Origin of the sequence: Nocardioides sp. LML1-1-1.1 (assembly GCF_040676175.1) — a bacterium.
GTDB lineage: Bacteria > Actinomycetota > Actinomycetes > Propionibacteriales > Nocardioidaceae > Nocardioides.
On the sequence record NZ_JBEGHK010000010.1, the window covers coordinates 1 to 16386 of the forward strand.

The window sequence follows — 16386 nt, forward strand, 5'->3', positions numbered from 1 at the left end:
ACCTCTCAGAAGAGTCCATGGCGCTACTCAACGACCCGGTGGATACTGGTGATCACGCCGCCATCGAGGCTGGCGAGTAGGGCACCGAGGACCACCTCAAAGCCCACCACCCCGCGGGGCTCTGTCACAGCCTCGGCCTCGGCAAGCCGCTCGGTGTAGCGAATTGCTCGATACTGCCTGGGTTCAACCAGTCGATGCAACACCGGGTTGTTGAAGCGAGCGTAGTTGCTCCTCGAAGACCTCAGCTGGTGTCTTCCATCCGAGGATCTTGCGGGGCCTGTTGTTGAGGGTGTGGGCGACGGCTTCGAGGTCCTCGGCCGACCAGCGCGACAGGTCGGTTCCCTTGGGGAAGTACTGGCGCAGCAGGCCGTTGGTGTTCTCGTTGGTCGGCCGCTGCCACGGTGAGTGCGGGTCGGCGAAGAACACCCTGGTCCCGGTGTCCATCGCGAACAGAGCGTGGGCTGAGAGTTCCTTGCCGCGGTCCCAGGTCACTGTCTTGCGCAACTGTTGGGGCAGCGCGGCCATCGATGACGTCAGTGCGGCGTTCATCGCGACGGCCCCGTAGCCACCCAACGCGGGCCCCTTTTTCACATAAGGCTTCTCGCCCCATCCCTCCAGCCGGGGCAGGTGGACCAGGAGGGTTGAGCGGCTGCTGCGCTCAACCAGCGTGCCGATCGCTGAACGACCGGTCCCGATGATCAGGTCGCCTTCCCAATGGCCAGGCACTGCGCGGTCCTGGGCCTCGGCGGGACGCTGGCTGAACACGACGTCGGCGGTGACGTGTCCTTGCGGCTTGTTCTTGCTCCGGGCTCGCGGTTGCCGCAGTGCGCGCCCTGTCCGCAGACACGCGACCAGCTCGCGTTTGAGCGCACCACGGCCCTCGATGAACAGCGACTGGTAGACCGCTTCGTGGCTGATGCGCATGGACTCATCATCGGGGAACTCGATCTTCAACCGCTGTGCGATCTGCTCCGGGCTCCATGCCGTCGACCAACGACGGTCGGCCCGATGCGGCTTGTTCAGCCCTTTCCACGGCGGCGGCGTGGGTCCAGCGGCGACCTTGCCGTCAGGACCTCGGACGTGGCCGGCGAGTCGGTCTTCGACGTAGGCCCGCAGCCGCGGGTTCTCGACGAGCTTCGCGGTCTTCGGGCGCTTGGCCGCCTGCTGGGCCTTCCACTGGGCCACCCCGGCGCGGTACTCCAGCTTCCCGCCCCTGGTAGCTGCGTTGCGGCGCAGTTCGCGAGAGATCGTTCCTGGATCCCGGCCGACGCTACGGGCGATCTCCCGCACGCCCTTGCCCTGGGCGCGCAGGATCGCGATCTCCTCGCGCTCCTCGAACGACAGGTAGCGGCCAGACGGTTCGGCCAAGATGATCGGTGGCATTCCGCCAGCGTGGCGAAACCAGCGCATCCCCACCGGGACCGACACCCCGACGGCGATCGACGCCTCAGCAGAGGTGATGCCCGTGGCGATCAAACGCCAGAACTGTCGCTGCACCGCCCGCGATGGGTCCGGCCGCCCAGGCGAACGCATCGCTGGTCGCAGCGCCCGATCGGCACGCCACTGCCGACGCAGCTCCTCGGGTGCATCGCTGGTCTTCTTGCTCCAATCACCTGTCGCCATGCCTGACCACCTCCAGCATCGAGGCGTTGCGACGACCGGTTGAATCCGCCCTGAACTCCACGATCCGAATGGTGCGTCAGGCCGGTGACGTCCTGGCCGGCTCGCTGCCGGGCCCACAGGCCCATGTCGAGGGCGTCGAATGCGAGGTCGGTGCGCAGCGATGTCGACACCTGCCAGCCCACGATCATCCGGCTGAAGACGTCGAGGACGAAGGCGACGTAGGTCCACCCGGCATGCGTGCGGACGTAGGTCAGGTCCGCGACCCACAGCTGGTTCGGCGCTGTCGCGACGAACTTCCGCTTCACCAGGTCCTCGGGCCGCTCGGTCTCAGCACCGTCGCCGATGGTGGTCTTGCGAGTCTTCTCCCGCGGGATCCCGCGCAGGCCCTCGGCGCGCATCAGCCGCTCCACGGTGCACCGAGCGACTCGCACGCCTTCGCGGTTGAGCTGGGCGTGGATCTTCCTGGCGCCGTAGACACCGAGGTTGGCCTTGTGGGCGGTCTTGATGTCCTCGACGAGGTCGGCGTCGCGGATCGCGCGCGCCGAGAGAGGCCTGGTCTTGGCGGCGTAGTAGCTGCTCGGGGCGATCTGCACGCCGGCGTTCTTCAACACCGCGCAGATCGACTCGACCCCGACCTCGCGCCCATCGACCACGTCGTGGCGATGGGCGTCGATGTAGGCCACTACTTGTTGGTGGGGCGGTCGAGCTCCGCGAAGAAAGCCGAGGCCGTCCTCAGAATGTGGTTCGCGCGGCGAAGCTCGCGGTTCTCCCGCTCAAGCTCGGCCAACCGCTGCGCGTCGCTGGTGGTCGTGCCCGGCCGGACGCCGCCGTCGACCTCGGCCTGCCGAACCCAGTTGCGCAGGGTCTCCGGGTGCATGCCGAGCTGCTCGGCCACACGAGCGATCGCGCCCTGCCTCGTGACCGGGTCCGCCCGCAGCTCCACCGCCATCCGGGTGGCCCGCTCACGCAGCTCGTCGGGGTACTTCCTGGGTGCTGCCATGACTCTCATCCTCCATGGATTGAGAGCCTCCACCAGACCCGGGGCGATTCACCATTCGGAGTTCTCTGAGGCGATGAAGGCCGCCGGCTCCGACAAGCAGGCCTGGCGTCGAATCAGGCCGAAGGTCGTGTTGAAGGTGACCTGGGCCGAGGCAGCGGCGTACGGCGCGACCGTACCGCAGGAGTTGCGGACCGAGTTGGACACGCTGCGTCGCACCGAGCGCGACGAGAACCGCCGTTGGAGCGAGTTCAGCGATGAGCGCGGCGGCTGGCCCTGGCGCCGACGCTTCGACTCCGACGAAGACCACCAGGTGGCCCAAGCCGAGTGGGACGAGGTCTACGGCAAGCATCTCGTCGCGCTGCACAACGTGTGGGCCAGCCAGAAGGCGGCGATCACTCGTGCCCTCCCGCTCACCGTCGATGACGAGCCCACGGACCTGCTCGAACTCCTCGACCAACAGTCACCGGTGCCGACCGACGCAGCTCCGGCAACGTCGACCGCGGCCCCCGCGCTGCAGGCGGCGGCGCTACGCCCAGCGGCCAGCGGACCAGCGGCGCCGGCGATCCCTGCAGATGAGGGTCTCTTTGCGCTGCCAGCCGACGACCATGGATTCGGCCGCTGAGCCGCAAAGGCCTCCGGCCACGTGCGACTCGTCTACTACGGTGACGTGGAGACTGGCTGGAACCAGTGGGCGGGAGGGACGATGCGAAGCCAGGTTCTTCAGCTCACACGCAACGACGTGTTGGAGGCGCTTGGGTTCACGCTTTCGCTGATCCTCACTGTCGGGTTCGTCGTCCTGGTGTGGTGGCTGGGGAAGATCACGAAGCTGTGGTGGCTGCTGGGCGTACTTCGGGAGCGGTGGCAGTCAGGACTCCCCGGCGCCGGACCCTGCGAATGGCCCGGTTGCCCGGACGACGCCTTGAGGTACGGCCGCTACTGCGCCGAGCACGAGCACCAGAATCGCGTCCGGTACGAGGAATCCCGGCGCTGGTCCTGACCGCTCGGTGCGTCAGACGTCAGAGAATTGTCGGTAGTGCCGTCTAGGTTGCCCTCATGCAGCTCACGACGGACGAGATCGACCGGTTCTGGTCGCACGTCGTGAAGGGACCTCGCGAAACCGACTGTTGGATCTGGGCAGGCGCGGTCGGAGACGACGGCTACGGCCGCTTTTGGGTGCGCACTGAGCCACATTCGATCCAGAGGCAACAGCGTGTTCTGCGGCCTCATCGGGTGGCGTGGGCGCTGGCTGAAGGTGAGTCGATCGACCTACCTCCAGTGGTCGAGCACATCGTGTGCGACAACCCCATCTGCGTGCGGGCCGACGGCACGCTCCTGGACCATCTCGAGGGCTCGACCCAGGCCGCTAACCTGTCGCGGATCGCTCAGCACGGGCGCCGCGGCGCGGCACGCGGCTACCGGGGCCGAATGCTCGACCGAGAGGCGATGTATCGGCGGTCGCTGGCGCTGCGTGCCGCTGTCGCGAACGGCTGGGACGACGAGCGGATCGCGCGTGCCCTCGCCTCCGTCGACGACGCACAGATGGCGTTGTTCTGATCCGGACCTACCGTGGGCCTTCATCGAGTAGCGGCTATGAGTTCTGAAGACGGTCCGCTGCTTCCTCAGCGAGGATGGGCATGTGGCTAGTTCGGGATCTTGGAAGTACCTCTACGAGCGTCTTGGGGACAAGCGGTTCCAGCAACTATGCGGAGCTCTCGTGCTCGATCGATTCCCCGACGTTTCGGTCTTCCCGGTGGGAGAGAAGGACGGAGGCCGCGACATGGTCTCGGGCACGGGTGAAAACCGGACCATCCTCCAAGTGAAGTTCTCGGGCGACCGACGCAAGAAGACGGCCACCTGGATGAAGCAGCAGATCAACGGTGAGGCAGCCAACATCAAGCGCCTGGTCGAACAGGGCTGCAAGCGCTACATCCTCATGACGAATGTCGAGGGCAGTGCGGCACCCGGCTCCGGCACACGCGACGTGGTCGAGAAGGAGCTCACCGCGCTCTCGAAGAAGTACAAGGTCCAGATGTCGTGCATCTGGTCATCGGACCTCGACGCCTGGGTCGACAACGCACCGTGGGAGATCAAACTCGCCTACGTCGACATGCTGGCGGGCACCGATGCACTCTTCGCTCTCCTGACGTCCATGACTCTTGAGGACGGGGAGAAGCGGGAGCGGGACATCCTCGTCACCTACGTGGGCACGCACTGGCCCCGGGATAAGCGTGTGAAGTTCCGCCAGATCGATCTGGTGAGCGACCTGCTCAGCGACCTGTTCGTCGACGTGACCGCACACAGGTCTATCGCGCCCCGCGGCACGACCATGCCGCTCATTGAAGTCGAGCGCGTAGCCGATCATCTCCTGGACAAAGCCAGCCCGCCGCTGACCCTCGTCGAGGGCGTGCCCGGGCAGGGCAAGTCGACCCTCGCGCAGTTTGTCTGCCAGGTGTATCGCGCGGCTTTCATCGGCCGAGACGAGCTGAAGGCGAACAACGAGGTTCTGCCGGAGACTGAGACTGACGACCTCCGCGTCCCATTTCGGATCGACTTGGCCGACTACGCCGAGTGGGCGACAGGCGGGGATCCATTTGCGCTCACGGAATCCGCGCCGAAGAAGAGGCCGAGCCCGCGACGACGGCTCACAGTCGAAGACTTCCTGCTGGCCCATGTTGAGGCCGCGGCCCCCGGTCACGATCTGGATGCAGGCGACATTCGCAGCATTCTCGGCCGGTTCCCGACGCAGCTTGTGTTCGACGGTCTCGATGAGGTCGCTTCACCAGAGCTGCGTCATGCCCTCGTGGAGGAGATCGACGGTTTCATCAGTCGCTGGGTTCAGGCGCGACCCGGCAACATGCGCGTGCTGGTCACGACTCGTCCGAACGCGTCCGGCCTCGCGGAGCCGGCGCCGGACCTGTTCCAGCGCCTTGTGCTTCAACCGCTCACTGAGAGCAACCGCAAGCGCTACCTCCGGCGCTGGGTGGCGGCACAGCAGATCGACCCGGCCGAGCGGAAGGGCCTGGAGCGCATCTTTGGTGAACGCACGGCCGCGCCGCACGTGGCCCAACTGGCGTCCAACCCGATGCAGTTGACCATCCTCCTGCACCTGATCCGCACGAAGGGGGATTCACTGCCCACCGCGCGTACGAGCCTCTACCGCGCCTACATGGACCTGTTCCTCGCGCGGGAGGCGGCCAAGTCGCGCGAGGTCCTGGACAACTTGGCCGACCTGGAGGAAGCGACCGCATTCATCGGGTGGTTCATGCACGCTCTCGCCGAGGTCGATGCGACCTCAACGCGTCTGCCTGGCGCACGCATCGTGCGCGAGATGACCATGTACCTGGCAAGCGTGCAGAAGGCCACAGGCGGCGTACAGGGGCTGTTCGAGGCGCTCCGCGATCGAGTTTGGGTTCTCACGAGCAAGCACACCGACACGTACGAGTTCGACGTCCAGTCGATCCGAGAGTTCTTCGCGGCCCGTTTCCTCTACGAGTTCGCACAGTCCGACAGCGGCCACGGGTACGAGCCTGAGAACGCCCTAGTCGAACTACTCCCCCGCTCCTACTGGTCGAACGCCGCGCGGTTCCTGGCGGGGCACTTCCAACCTCGCGAGATCGCGCACGTCGCCGATCTGTTCGAGGAGCGCCTCGCTGACGTCAGTGGGGCTCGACAGATCCGAACCACCCTATGGACCCTGCTCGCCGACGGCATCTTCAAGGAGCGGCCACCTGCACAGACCCGTGTCGCGAAGATGCTCGCCGACGACCTGACAATCCGGTTCGTCGCGCCCGAGATCGTGCACGGCTCCACGCTCCCCGCGATCGCAAGCGACTTCGGGGCACCTGTGCTCGGCGAAGAACTCCGGGTGGCCGTCGCTAAGGACCCGGCCTCGCCGATGACACGGTCGCGGCTCACCGTTGCCGCCGCTGTCAGCAACCATGACGAGCTCGAGGTGTGGTGGCAGTCCGAACTCGGCAAGGCGGCCGGAAAGCCCGAGGAGACTGCATGGCTTGTCGCAGGAGGCTCTCGTCGGCTGGCCGCGTCTCTACCGGCAACCACGGTCAATGCGCTCGCTCTGGGGTCACCAGACGCAGCAGCCGCAGCGATCGAGGCAGGAGTGACTCCCGCCGATGGCTCCGCGAACGCGCAGCGGCTGCTTGATGCCGTCCTCGATGGCGAGTGCTCCGACGCCATTCCTCACGGGACTTCGGAGGCCAGCGACCTGCTCCGCGTCGTTGCCCCTCGCGTGCTCATGATGATGACCGGTCGCGACGGGGTGGGTGGCAACCTGAATCTCGGTGGACATCGGGCCTTCGCGATCAGAGAGAGTGAGCGCACCGCCGCCCTGAAGCGCCTTGCGGCGCGTCGCGGAAACCGCGATATCCAGGAGGCCCTCCGCATCCGCAAGAACGAGGGCGGTACCACCGCGCGGTGGGTGAACACTGCGCGTGCGCTCAGTGCCGCCTACGGTCGACCGACGTGGCTCGCTACGGAGATCGCAGCGATCGCGGCCGCGTTGCCGGAGCAGAAGTTCCTAACCGGCGGCAACATGACCAAGGGTGCTCCCTGTTTCGGGACGGAGATGGATTACGGCCAGTGGCTGCCCGCGGTCAGGGTGCACAAGTCGGACCAGAAGTGGTGGACAGAGCAGATTGAGTCGTGCGGCTGCGACCATGCCCGTGCGACCTGGGTCCTCGGCCTGCTCGTCGCGGGCAACCCCGCCGTCGTCCTGGCGCTGCTTCCCGAGATTGCCGACATCGTGGGTTCGTTACCCGTCATGGAGAAGTCGGCCCTACTGGCAACCAGTAGTCGAATCGCCGCGTCTGGGCTGCCACGCAGCCTCGGTGACCCGCGAGTCGACGAGAATGCTTCTGTAGAGGTCCGGCTATTGATCGGGCACTACTCGAGTGATCCAGTCGCGCTCTTCGATGACGACCTGATCATCGAGGCTGCGGCCCTCGGGCTGGGATCTTGGCCCGCCGCGCGAGCTGCGGGCGAGAGGTTCCGGACAGACCCGTCGCCCGACACCTCTGGCCTTGTGTCCGCGTTCGGCACTGGGCCGACCGAAGTTCTGCCGTTGGAAAGCGAGATTCCCACGAACGTTGCCGAACACATGCTGCACAACGCCTCGGCCTTCTCGCTCGGATGGCTCATCGCCGCTGATCGGGCACTCACCTCTGCCAGGTACTCGACGCCACTCAAGAACCACTCGGATGTGGCTTGGGGCATCTGACCCAGAGAGTGAAGATCTGGACCGGGAAGCACCAGACCCAGCGACGACGACGACGACGCGGCGCCTCGCAGAGCGTCGTTCCATCGGCCAGGGCCGGCGAAACGCCCCGGAAGCGCCTGAGATCGCTTCCTGACGACCCGGCACACCCCTGAGTCGTGCCGATGTGGTGCCCGGGCGTCGGGGATTTTCGCTCAGAGCGATTCTGAGCGAGGCAGAGTCACCGCGCCGGACCGGCCGGGTCTGGCCCCGCAGGCGGAGGCGGCACCGTGGAGTCGGGGCTGCTGATTGCGGTGCTGGCGACGAACTGCTGCTCGGCGGCCCGACGGCGCGACCCGGGATCGGTCTTGGCGGCCTGCTTGCGGGCCTCGTCGTTGATCTCGTTGATGCGTGCCTGGGCGTACGCCGGGCGGTTGCGGTCGCGCTCCATGCTCTCGGTGACGGTCTGGTGCTCGAGGATGCCGGGCGCGAGGTGAAGCTTGGCGCGGAGACGCTCGAAGCCGGGAAGCCAGTGCTCGGACCCGCGAGAGCTGAGGATTCGGGCGGCCTGGTGGATGAGCTTCTGCCGGACGTCGGTGTCGGACCAATGTCCGGCGGTGCGGAGCAGGTGGTCGATCATCGCGTCGCCGAGGGGGGACCGGTTCTCGATCGCCGCGGCGATCGCGTCGGCGCCATCGGTCTCAAACAGGCTGGCCGGGTCCAATCCGTCGGGCAGTTCGAGATAGGTGGGGTCGAGGTCGGCGGCGGTGAGGTGCCAGAACGCCTTCTGCGCGGACTTCCAACCGGCCGCGTCGGAGTCGGTGGCCACGGCGATGCGGTCGCGTCCGTCGACCATGTCGACATGGGAGCGGAGCAGCTTGATCTGATTGACGGTGAGCGCGGTTCCCATCGGGGCGATTCCAACGGCGGTGCCGCTGCTACCCAGGGTGATGGCCAACGCGTCCATGGGGCCCTCGACGATGACCGGGAGCGCGCCATCGCCGAGAGGTACGCGGGCTTCGGCGTACCCGAACAAGGCCTCGCCCTTGGTGAAGACCGGGGTCGTGCGGGTGTTCAGGTACTTCGGTCCGGCGAAATCGTCGTCGGTCTTGGAGGGGTTGCGGCGGCCGACGAAGCCGAGGATCGTCTCACCGATGGGGTCGTTGGGGTCGCGGATAGGCATGATGAGTCGGTCGCGGAAGAAGTCGCGGTAGTAGGTCGTGCCGTCGTTGCGTTCACGCTGGGAAACGAGCCCGGCCTGCTCCAACTCGTCGAGGGTGGCACCGTGCTCGGTGAGGTGGCGCATCAGGCTGCGGCCACCTCCGGGTGCGTACCCGACGGCGTAGCTGGGGTGGTCGGTGAGGTCGGTCCCCAGCCGCTCGCGGAGATAGGCCAGTGCCCACGAGCGCGGGTAGCAGGACTCGAAGTAGGCCAGGGCGTGCTTGTTGAGTTCGTGGATCCGCTCGGCCGGGATCTGATTCGGGTCTGGGAAGGCGTGCTCGGCGGTGACCTCGGCGCCCTGTTCCCACGGCAGGGGGGTCGCGTACGGGTCCTCGACATACGGGTCCTCGACGTACGGGTAGTGCGCGACCGCGCCATCGTCGTGCGGTGTCGGCTCGTATTCGGCGAGGTCCGGCTCCCAGGCGACCGGCTCTGCAGCGAGAGTGTCGTAGTCGTCCGGCGTGGGGGAGTGGGCGAGAGGGACGTCGGTGCCGTCGGGCCGGTCTCGGTAGAAGGCGGCCATGAACTCGTCGGCGTCCTCGGGCGGCAGCAGGTCCGGGTCCGGGGGAACGTCGGCGTCGCTGTACGGCGCTGGTTCGTCACCGTGCACGGGCGGTTCTGTCGGCTGGTCGGTGAGCATGGCGATGCGCAGCACGAGCGCGTCGGCGACTTCGACACCGGTCAGGGATCCGTCTTGCGGTACGCCGGCGAGTGCGCTGGAGAGGATCTCGGTCGGGCTCCAGCCGTGGTGTTCACAGGCTTCGTCAACCGCCGCCACGAGCGCGGGCCACGCTGGCGCCTTCTGCAGATACTCGGCCTTGGTGGTGCCGACGAGTTCGGTCAGCGCGCTGCGCCAGGTGGGCTGTAGCAGGTTCGCGGAGTGCTCGTCGGCGCCGAGCGCCGCCGGCCCGAGGTGCGGAACGAGACGCCACCACAGCGCGGCAGCCTGCTGCTCGTCAGGCAGCGGACGCGCGGCTGAGGACGTGTCCGCGTCGGTGGCGGACTGGCCGCCCGAGAGCGATGGATCGGAGGCGAGCGCCTGCTTGATGTAGTCGGTGACGGGCAGCCCGGCGCGTTCGAGGCGGGCGAGTCGCTGGCACAGCGGCGTGATCCAGGGGTCCGCTCGGACGACTTCGGGCAGCACCTGGTACCAGGTGCGCTGGGAGAAGGGGTAGCTGGGACGTGCCGAGCGGACGGCCCGGTTGAGCTTGGCCTGGTAGGCGCCCGGGGCGCCGATGGTGCGGTCGCCGGTGGCGCGAAGGTCGTTCTCGTCAGTCCTGGCCACTGCCCGCCACACGGCGAGATCGGCCCGCAGGTCGGCGTCCTCGTCCTCGAGGAACGGCTGTGCCCACACGGGCGCGGTGGCGCCGGTCCATCCCCGAGCCTGTTCGCGTACGGCGTCGATCTGCTCGCGCACGAGCTGGTGGTAGGCGGCCGCGAACGGCCCCCAGTCGTGGGCCTCGGCCAGGCGTCCGGGGATGCCGGGCAGCCACGGCAGCGGACCGTCAGCGGGCGGGGGAGTGTCAGCATCGTGTGCCGGGACCGCGGGGAGTTCGGCGACGAGGTCGTCGATGCGGGCGTCGAGCACGGCCGCCGGGTCGCGTGCATCAGCCAGGGAACCAACACCCACGGCGGCGGTCAGCAGCTTCAAGGGGCTGTGCCCGTCGAGCGCGATGAGGGCGAGATGGGATCGCAATGTCGGCCACGCCGGAGCCTCGGTGAGACCAGCGAGTAGTGCCTCGGCGTGCGCGTCGATCTTGTCCATGCCGACGGGACCGATGAGGTTCTCGGCGCCCGCCGTGACGGCGTCGTGGTAGCGGGCGGCCATGTCGCCGAGCAACTGGTGCGGGTTGGCCTGCTCGCGCAGCGTGGTGGTCGCGGAGACCGGCGAGCCGTCGCGGCGCAGCATCTCGGCGATCCGGTCGAGTGCGGTCGGCGGGATCAGTGCCTCAGGCCTGATCAGGTTGTGCGGGTCGCCGTCGCTGGCGACGTTGAGGTAGAGGTGGTTGGCGAACTTGCCACGCGACAGCGCGACGTAGAGCAGGTTGCGGTCTTCGTCACCGGTGAGGACGACGTGGCAGGTGCCGGTGGTGATGCCCTGCGCGCCGTGAACGGTGGTGGCGTAACCGAGCTGGACCGTCTTGAAAACGTAGTCGGCCGGCAGAGTGATGGTCTTGCCGAGTTGGTCGTGGACCACGCACAGGGAGCCGTCGGCGTTGACCTTCTTGACGTGCCATCGATCACCGTTCTTGACCCAGTTGGTACGGCTGATGCGCAGGCGGCGGTCGTTCTCGCGGGTGACGATCCGGTCACCTTCAGAGACCTTGGTGCCGTCGGCCAACGTCAAGACGCGCCCGATCTCCTTCTCGTCGAATCCGACGAGCCGGTCGTTGCGGGCGCGGGTGTTGAGCTCGGCGACGAGGTCTCGGGTGGGCGCGATCAGGACCGAGTCAGTGCCGTCGGCCCGGTCCGCGGCCCACGCGGCGTAGGCCTGGTCGGCACAGGCACCGAGGTCGCCAACATGGACCCGGCCGCGGTCGGCGTAGAACGCGATCGCCGACGGGTCGGCTTTGCGCAGCGCCAGGGTGGCGGCTGCTTCTGCGTGGTTGAGGCTGCCGTCGGGGTTGCGGAAGCGGTGCACTTCGCTGAGGGTGACGGCGCCGATCTGGTGGGCGATGTCGCGCAGTACGCCGCCGGCAGCGACCGAAGCAAGCTGCCGGTCATCGCCGACCAGCCGCACCTGGCCGCCACGGGCGGTGATGTCGTCGATCGCGACCGCCAGATCAGTGGTCGCGGCCATGCCCGCCTCGTCGATCAGGACGAGGGTCTTGGGGTTGACCTTCTCCATCCACGCGGGCGCTCCGCCGTGCTTGGCGTGCCACACGAGCTTGGCCAGCGTGTCGGCGCGAACCTTCTTCCGACCCGGGCGCCAAGGCCCGTTCAGGAGCCCCTTGGCCTTCGCCGCGGCCCCCGCATCGCTGGTCTCGGGGTTGATCGAGGCGCCCAGTTCTTGGGCGGCGACCGCGGACGGAGCGAGGCCGATGACGGTGCCACCGGAGTCCTGCCATGCGCGGGTGAGGACCTGCATGGCGGTGGTCTTGCCGGTACCTGCTGGCGCGAGGGCAAGCTGGACGACACGGCCGCTGGTGGCCATCTCGCGGACCAGGGACTGCTGGGCGGCGTTGAGCTGGAGCTCGTTTGCCGCGGCTTCGGCGATCGCGATGCCAACGCGTACCTCGCTGATGGCGCGGCCGCCGGTGCGGCGGGCGGACTCGACAATGCGCCGTTCGGCGTCAATGACGGCCTGGGAGGTGTACTGGCGGGCGCCAGCGAGACTGTAGACGCTGACGATCTCCTCGCCGTCGCCGCCGTGTTCGACGCGCTGCAGGGGAGCGGGGATCGTCACGTCCTGCTCGGCCGCGGTGGTCGCCTGGGTGAGCGGGTCTGGGTCGTTGAAGGCGATCGAGTGCTCCCCGATCGCGGTGGCCACCACGCGGTCCACGGCCGCGTCGAGGTCGGGCAGCCGGACCCCGCGGGCGCGCGCCTGGCGCTGTGCCTCGGCGCGCAGGTGCCAGACCTGCCAGGTCGCACGGTCCTCGGCGACCCGCTCGACGACCCGCTGCGCGGTCTCCGCGACCCACGCGTCGGTGACGTCCTGGGCGTCCGGGCGGTGGCCGAGGCAGTCCTTTACCATGTCCCGGACGGCCTGCTCGCTGCCGATGATGGCGGCCGCCTCGGCCAGCCAAGCGGCCCGCTGGTCGGCTTCGGAACGGGGTGCGTGCTTGGCCTGCCGGGTCTGGTCCCACGCCTTCTCCGCGAGGGTGACGGCCTCACCTTCGGTCGGCGGACGACCGTGCTCGGACTGGAAGGCGGCCGCCAGTTCGCGTCGGCGCGCCTCAATGGCGCTGTGCCGCTTGGACCAGGTCTTCGCCAAACGCTCGTCGACGCCGACGATCTCGCGCACCGGCCGCTTGTCGACACCCTTGTCCAAACCGCTCCTGCGGTTCTCGAACCGCACTCCCAACCGGGCGATCAGCTCGGACTCGATGAGGGTGTTGTACATCTCCGCGAGGGTGACGTTGGCCTTGTAGAGCACCCGTCCGTCGACCGCGAGCCAGCGTCCGGTCTCGTCCTGAACCTTGTTGCTGACCGCGACGTGGGTGTGCAGGTGAGGGTCGGACGAGCGGGCGTCGCGGTGGGTGAACATGCCCGCGATCAGTCCGTTCGCCTTGACCTGCTGGAGCCCGCCGCGGCCTCGGCGCGTGAACAGCACCTCCTTCTCCAGCCACGACAGCGTGGCCTCGACGGCCGAGTGGTGGGCGGCCTCGATCTCCTTGGCGACGTCGCGATCGGCCAGCGCCCACAGCGTCGAGACGGACTTCACCGGGGCGAAGGTGAGGTCGTAGCCGGCCACCGCGGTGGTCTGCTGGCGGGTCGCCTTGGCCATGAAGGAGCCGCGCTCACGGTCGTCGATCGGCTCCCGGCCGTGCTCACGGAGGAAGTGTTCGTTGCCCAGTTCGGTGCGGATCTTCGCCCGCACCTCGGCCGGCACCGGGGTCTTCCAGTGCTCGCCGTTGGCCAGGTTGTAGGCGATGTAGCGCTTGGCGGTCTCCTGGATGAACTCCGGCTGATTGCCCAAGTACCGCGCGAACACGCGGCCGAGCTGGGAGGCCTTCTTGGCCTGCTCGACGCTCTTCCCGGCGTCCAGCGCCGCATTCTCCAGCCTCTCCGCGTCCGGGTGGCGACCCTCACCGAACAGGTTCCTCATGTGGGCCTCGGTGACCTGCGAGCCCACCTCGAGGTCGAACGCGCCGAGCCCCGCGCCGAACCAACGCCCCGGTGACTCGCCCTTCTCCGCGTAGTAGTCGGCAAGTCCCGCATGGCCGCGGTCGGTCGCATCGTGCGCGGCGACCTGGCGGGTCAGGTACGTGTACCCGTCTCCCGCGGTCAGCTTGTGCACACCCATCACGCCACGGAGAAGCAACCGCCGCGAGCCGGTTTCGGACACCTGCCCGGCACCAATTTCCGACAGTGCATGGGGTGCGAGGGCTTTGGTGAGTCTCAGGATTCTGAAGGTCGCGTATCTGCCTGAAATTGGTGGGGTTCGGAATTCGCCGAGGTCGAGGTGTCCGATCCGGGTCGGTCGAGGTTGCTTCTTGCTGGTGAAGGGGTCGCGGTGGATTCCGTGACGTGACGAGCAAGGAAGAGGTGATCCCCGATGGGGAAGGCGACGCAGGCTCAGGCGAGTCGGGATCGGGCACGAGATGCCCGACTGAAGGCGGCTCGGGAGCGCCGGCTGAAGCTGGACCCGGACCAGCTGGCCCGGGAGCGGCGCATCGACGAGGCGTCGGTCGACGTCGAGGTGGCCTGGGAGGAGCGGGCCCGAGCCGAGCAGGCCGTGACGGCCGCGGAGGCGTCGGCCGCGGACGCGGTCGAGCGGCTCGTCGCGGAGAAGCTCGCGATCAAGGACATCGTGAAACTGACCGGGCTCGACACTCCGACCGTCCGGCGGCTGCGCCAGCTCGGGACGGACGCGGCCGCGGGCAACGACGGCGAGGACGACGGCGACGACGCTGCTGAGGTCCCCGGCGTCCAGGTGGCGTGATGGCCACCGCGACGAGGAGCTCTGCGCCGGGTGGGACAGTTGCAGTGCTCGGGGACGAGGAGCTGGGTACGACGCCGAGCATCACCGGCCACGACCTGCCGTGCCCGTGGTGCGGCCACTCCCACCACTTCCTGCCGTGCGAGGACTGCGCGTGCCCGCCGCACGAGCACTACCCGGGAGAAGCCGCGTGAGCGCCGGGCAGAACGAACCCGCTGACGACGGGACCCGGGAAGCGGCCGTCCGCGAGCTCGGCGAGGACGCGGTGCGTGCGCTTGAGGTCGAGGTCGTCAAGGCGAACGCGGACCGACTCAGTCTCGGAACCTTCGTGGCCATGGGGATCCCGACGGCATCGATCCTCGAGGGACTCGGCTGCGAGCCGGGTCCGCCGGCGCCGGCGCGACGGGAGAACAACGGCCTTTCGGTCCGAGCGCGCGGTCGTCTCGATCAGGCAGTCGCCTGGACCAAGGGCCGGATCATCTACCGCGAGCCCGCGATTGGGCCCTCGGGCGAGGTGTCGCTGCGGATCGAAGCGAACCCGGCCGCGCACCAGGGGCGGACCCAGACGGCACCGTCGGCGGTCACGGTGACTCGACACCCCGACGGCGCCGTCGAGGACAGCTCCTCGTGGACCTAGCGAACCCGCCGAACCGCGGCGGGGAAAGGAGTAGGCGATGTCGCACCACCTCAGTGGCCCCAACCTCCGACCGCCCCGCGGGGACGCGCGCCTCGACCTGACCGACACCTTCGCCTTCACCAACGGCGACAAGACGGTCCTGATCATGAATGTCAACCCCTACGCCCCGGTCCTCGCCGACGCCTTCCACCCGGACGCGGTCTACCAGGTCAACGTCGACACCACCGGCGGCAATGTGGCCGACCGGGTGTACTCCGTGACGTTCTCCCCACCGACCGAGCGCACTCAGACCTACTCCGTGTGGATGGCCGACGCCGTCCCCACCAGCGCGGGCAGTTACGGCAGCGAGATCGTCACCGGTGCCCAGGCTGGCCTCGACGGGACGGTCCGGTCCGCGGCCGTCGACGGCCTCACGGTGTGGGCCGGCCTGCGCAGCGATCCGTTCTTCGCCGACCTCGAAGGCATCCTCAACGACTTCAAGTGGACCGGCCGCGACGCGATGGCCAACTGCAACGTCTTCTCGATCGTACTGGAGATCCCCACGACCGCCTTGGGCGACACCTCACAGATCGGGGTGTGGAGCCGGGTCAGCCTCGTCGAGGACGGCGGCCTCACCTCGGTCGACCGGGGCGCACACCCGTCCCTGACGGCGTACTTCAACGCCGAGGAGGTCAAGGACGCCTACAACGCCGGCAGCCCCGACACCGACCTCGCAACCTACCTCGACACCTGGACAGCCGTGCTCGCGCACACCGGCCACTACGCAACCGAAGCCGCCCACCAGGCGCTCGCCGTCGTCCTGCCCGACGTCCTGCGCTACGACCGGTCCGCACCGGCCGCCTACCCCAACGGTCGCACCCCCACCGACGACGTCACCGATGCCCGCCTGGCAATGGTCTCCGGCGGCGCGATCACCGGCGACAACATCGGCCCACACGGCGACCTGCTCGACTCCTTCCCCTACCTCGGGGAGCCCCACCCCACGCCGGACGGCCCCCCAGCATCCTGACGCTCGCACCAGGAGGACGCCCCTCAGCCCTGGGATTGAAGCGCCACAGGTTTGATGCCGCATCCTTTTGAGTTGGAAGGATGCG

Annotated in this window: 12 protein-coding genes; 8 read left to right on the forward strand and 4 right to left on the reverse strand. The window is 68.2% G+C overall.

The window, feature by feature from the left end:
- Positions 1-183 precede the first annotated feature (183 nt).
- From MRBLML1_RS22915 to MRBLML1_RS22925, 3 genes are read right to left on the reverse strand one after another with little or no spacing between them, the layout of a single operon-like run.
- The gene (locus MRBLML1_RS22915) at positions 184-1533 is read right to left on the reverse strand and encodes an IS30 family transposase (RefSeq protein ID WP_422656622.1); all 1350 of its coding nucleotides are present in this window, start codon (positions 1531-1533) and stop codon (positions 184-186) included.
- Positions 1473-2306, reverse strand: a complete 834-nt coding sequence (locus MRBLML1_RS22920; RefSeq protein WP_364520498.1) for an IS3 family transposase — start codon at positions 2304-2306, stop codon at positions 1473-1475. The genes MRBLML1_RS22915 and MRBLML1_RS22920 overlap by 61 nt, the downstream gene beginning before the upstream one ends.
- Positions 2306-2623 (reverse strand): transposase, encoded by a 318-nt coding sequence (locus MRBLML1_RS22925; RefSeq protein ID WP_364520500.1) that lies wholly within the window; start codon positions 2621-2623, stop codon positions 2306-2308. Before MRBLML1_RS22925 ends, MRBLML1_RS22920 begins: the two co-directional genes overlap by 1 nt.
- Here MRBLML1_RS22925 and MRBLML1_RS22930 point away from each other — a divergent pair.
- The 4 genes from MRBLML1_RS22930 (at position 2622) to MRBLML1_RS22945 (ending at position 7856) form a co-directional block, all read left to right on the forward strand.
- Positions 2622-3245, forward strand: a complete 624-nt coding sequence (locus MRBLML1_RS22930; protein ID WP_364520502.1) for a hypothetical protein — start codon at positions 2622-2624, stop codon at positions 3243-3245. The genes MRBLML1_RS22925 and MRBLML1_RS22930 overlap by 2 nt on opposite strands.
- Positions 3246-3266: 21 nt before the next feature.
- Positions 3267-3620, forward strand: coding sequence for a hypothetical protein (locus tag MRBLML1_RS22935; RefSeq protein ID WP_364520504.1), 354 nt, complete (start codon positions 3267-3269; stop codon positions 3618-3620).
- Positions 3621-3676: 56 nt separating this feature from the next.
- Positions 3677-4177 (forward strand): hypothetical protein, encoded by a 501-nt coding sequence (locus MRBLML1_RS22940; RefSeq protein ID WP_364520506.1) that lies wholly within the window; start codon positions 3677-3679, stop codon positions 4175-4177.
- A 160-nt stretch (positions 4178-4337) separates the two neighbouring features.
- A complete protein-coding gene (locus tag MRBLML1_RS22945; RefSeq protein WP_364520508.1) occupies positions 4338-7856 on the forward strand; it encodes an NACHT domain-containing protein in 3519 nt (1172 codons plus the stop codon).
- A gap of 217 nt (positions 7857-8073) precedes the next feature.
- Here the strand turns inward: MRBLML1_RS22945 and mobF are convergent, their stop codons facing one another.
- Positions 8074-14019, reverse strand: coding sequence for a MobF family relaxase (mobF, locus tag MRBLML1_RS22950; RefSeq protein ID WP_364520510.1), 5946 nt, complete (start codon positions 14017-14019; stop codon positions 8074-8076).
- A gap of 252 nt (positions 14020-14271) precedes the next feature.
- On the opposite strand from mobF, the gene MRBLML1_RS22955 reads away from it, so the two are divergent.
- From MRBLML1_RS22955 to MRBLML1_RS22970, 4 genes are read left to right on the forward strand one after another with little or no spacing between them, the layout of a single operon-like run.
- Positions 14272-14658 carry a hypothetical protein gene (locus MRBLML1_RS22955; protein WP_364520512.1) on the forward strand — a complete coding sequence of 129 codons (387 nt, stop codon included), beginning with the start codon at positions 14272-14274 and terminating at the stop codon, positions 14656-14658.
- Positions 14659-14702: 44 nt separating this feature from the next.
- On the forward strand, positions 14703-14849 hold the full coding sequence (locus tag MRBLML1_RS22960; RefSeq protein WP_364520514.1) for a hypothetical protein: 147 nt from the start codon (positions 14703-14705) through the stop codon (positions 14847-14849).
- Complete coding sequence (locus MRBLML1_RS22965; protein ID WP_364520516.1) at positions 14846-15292, forward strand: hypothetical protein; 447 nt, start codon at positions 14846-14848, stop codon at positions 15290-15292. Before MRBLML1_RS22960 ends, MRBLML1_RS22965 begins: the two co-directional genes overlap by 4 nt.
- Before the next feature lie 37 nt (positions 15293-15329).
- Positions 15330-16301, forward strand: coding sequence for a DUF4331 family protein (locus tag MRBLML1_RS22970; protein WP_364520518.1), 972 nt, complete (start codon positions 15330-15332; stop codon positions 16299-16301).
- Positions 16302-16386: the final 85 nt, after the last annotated feature.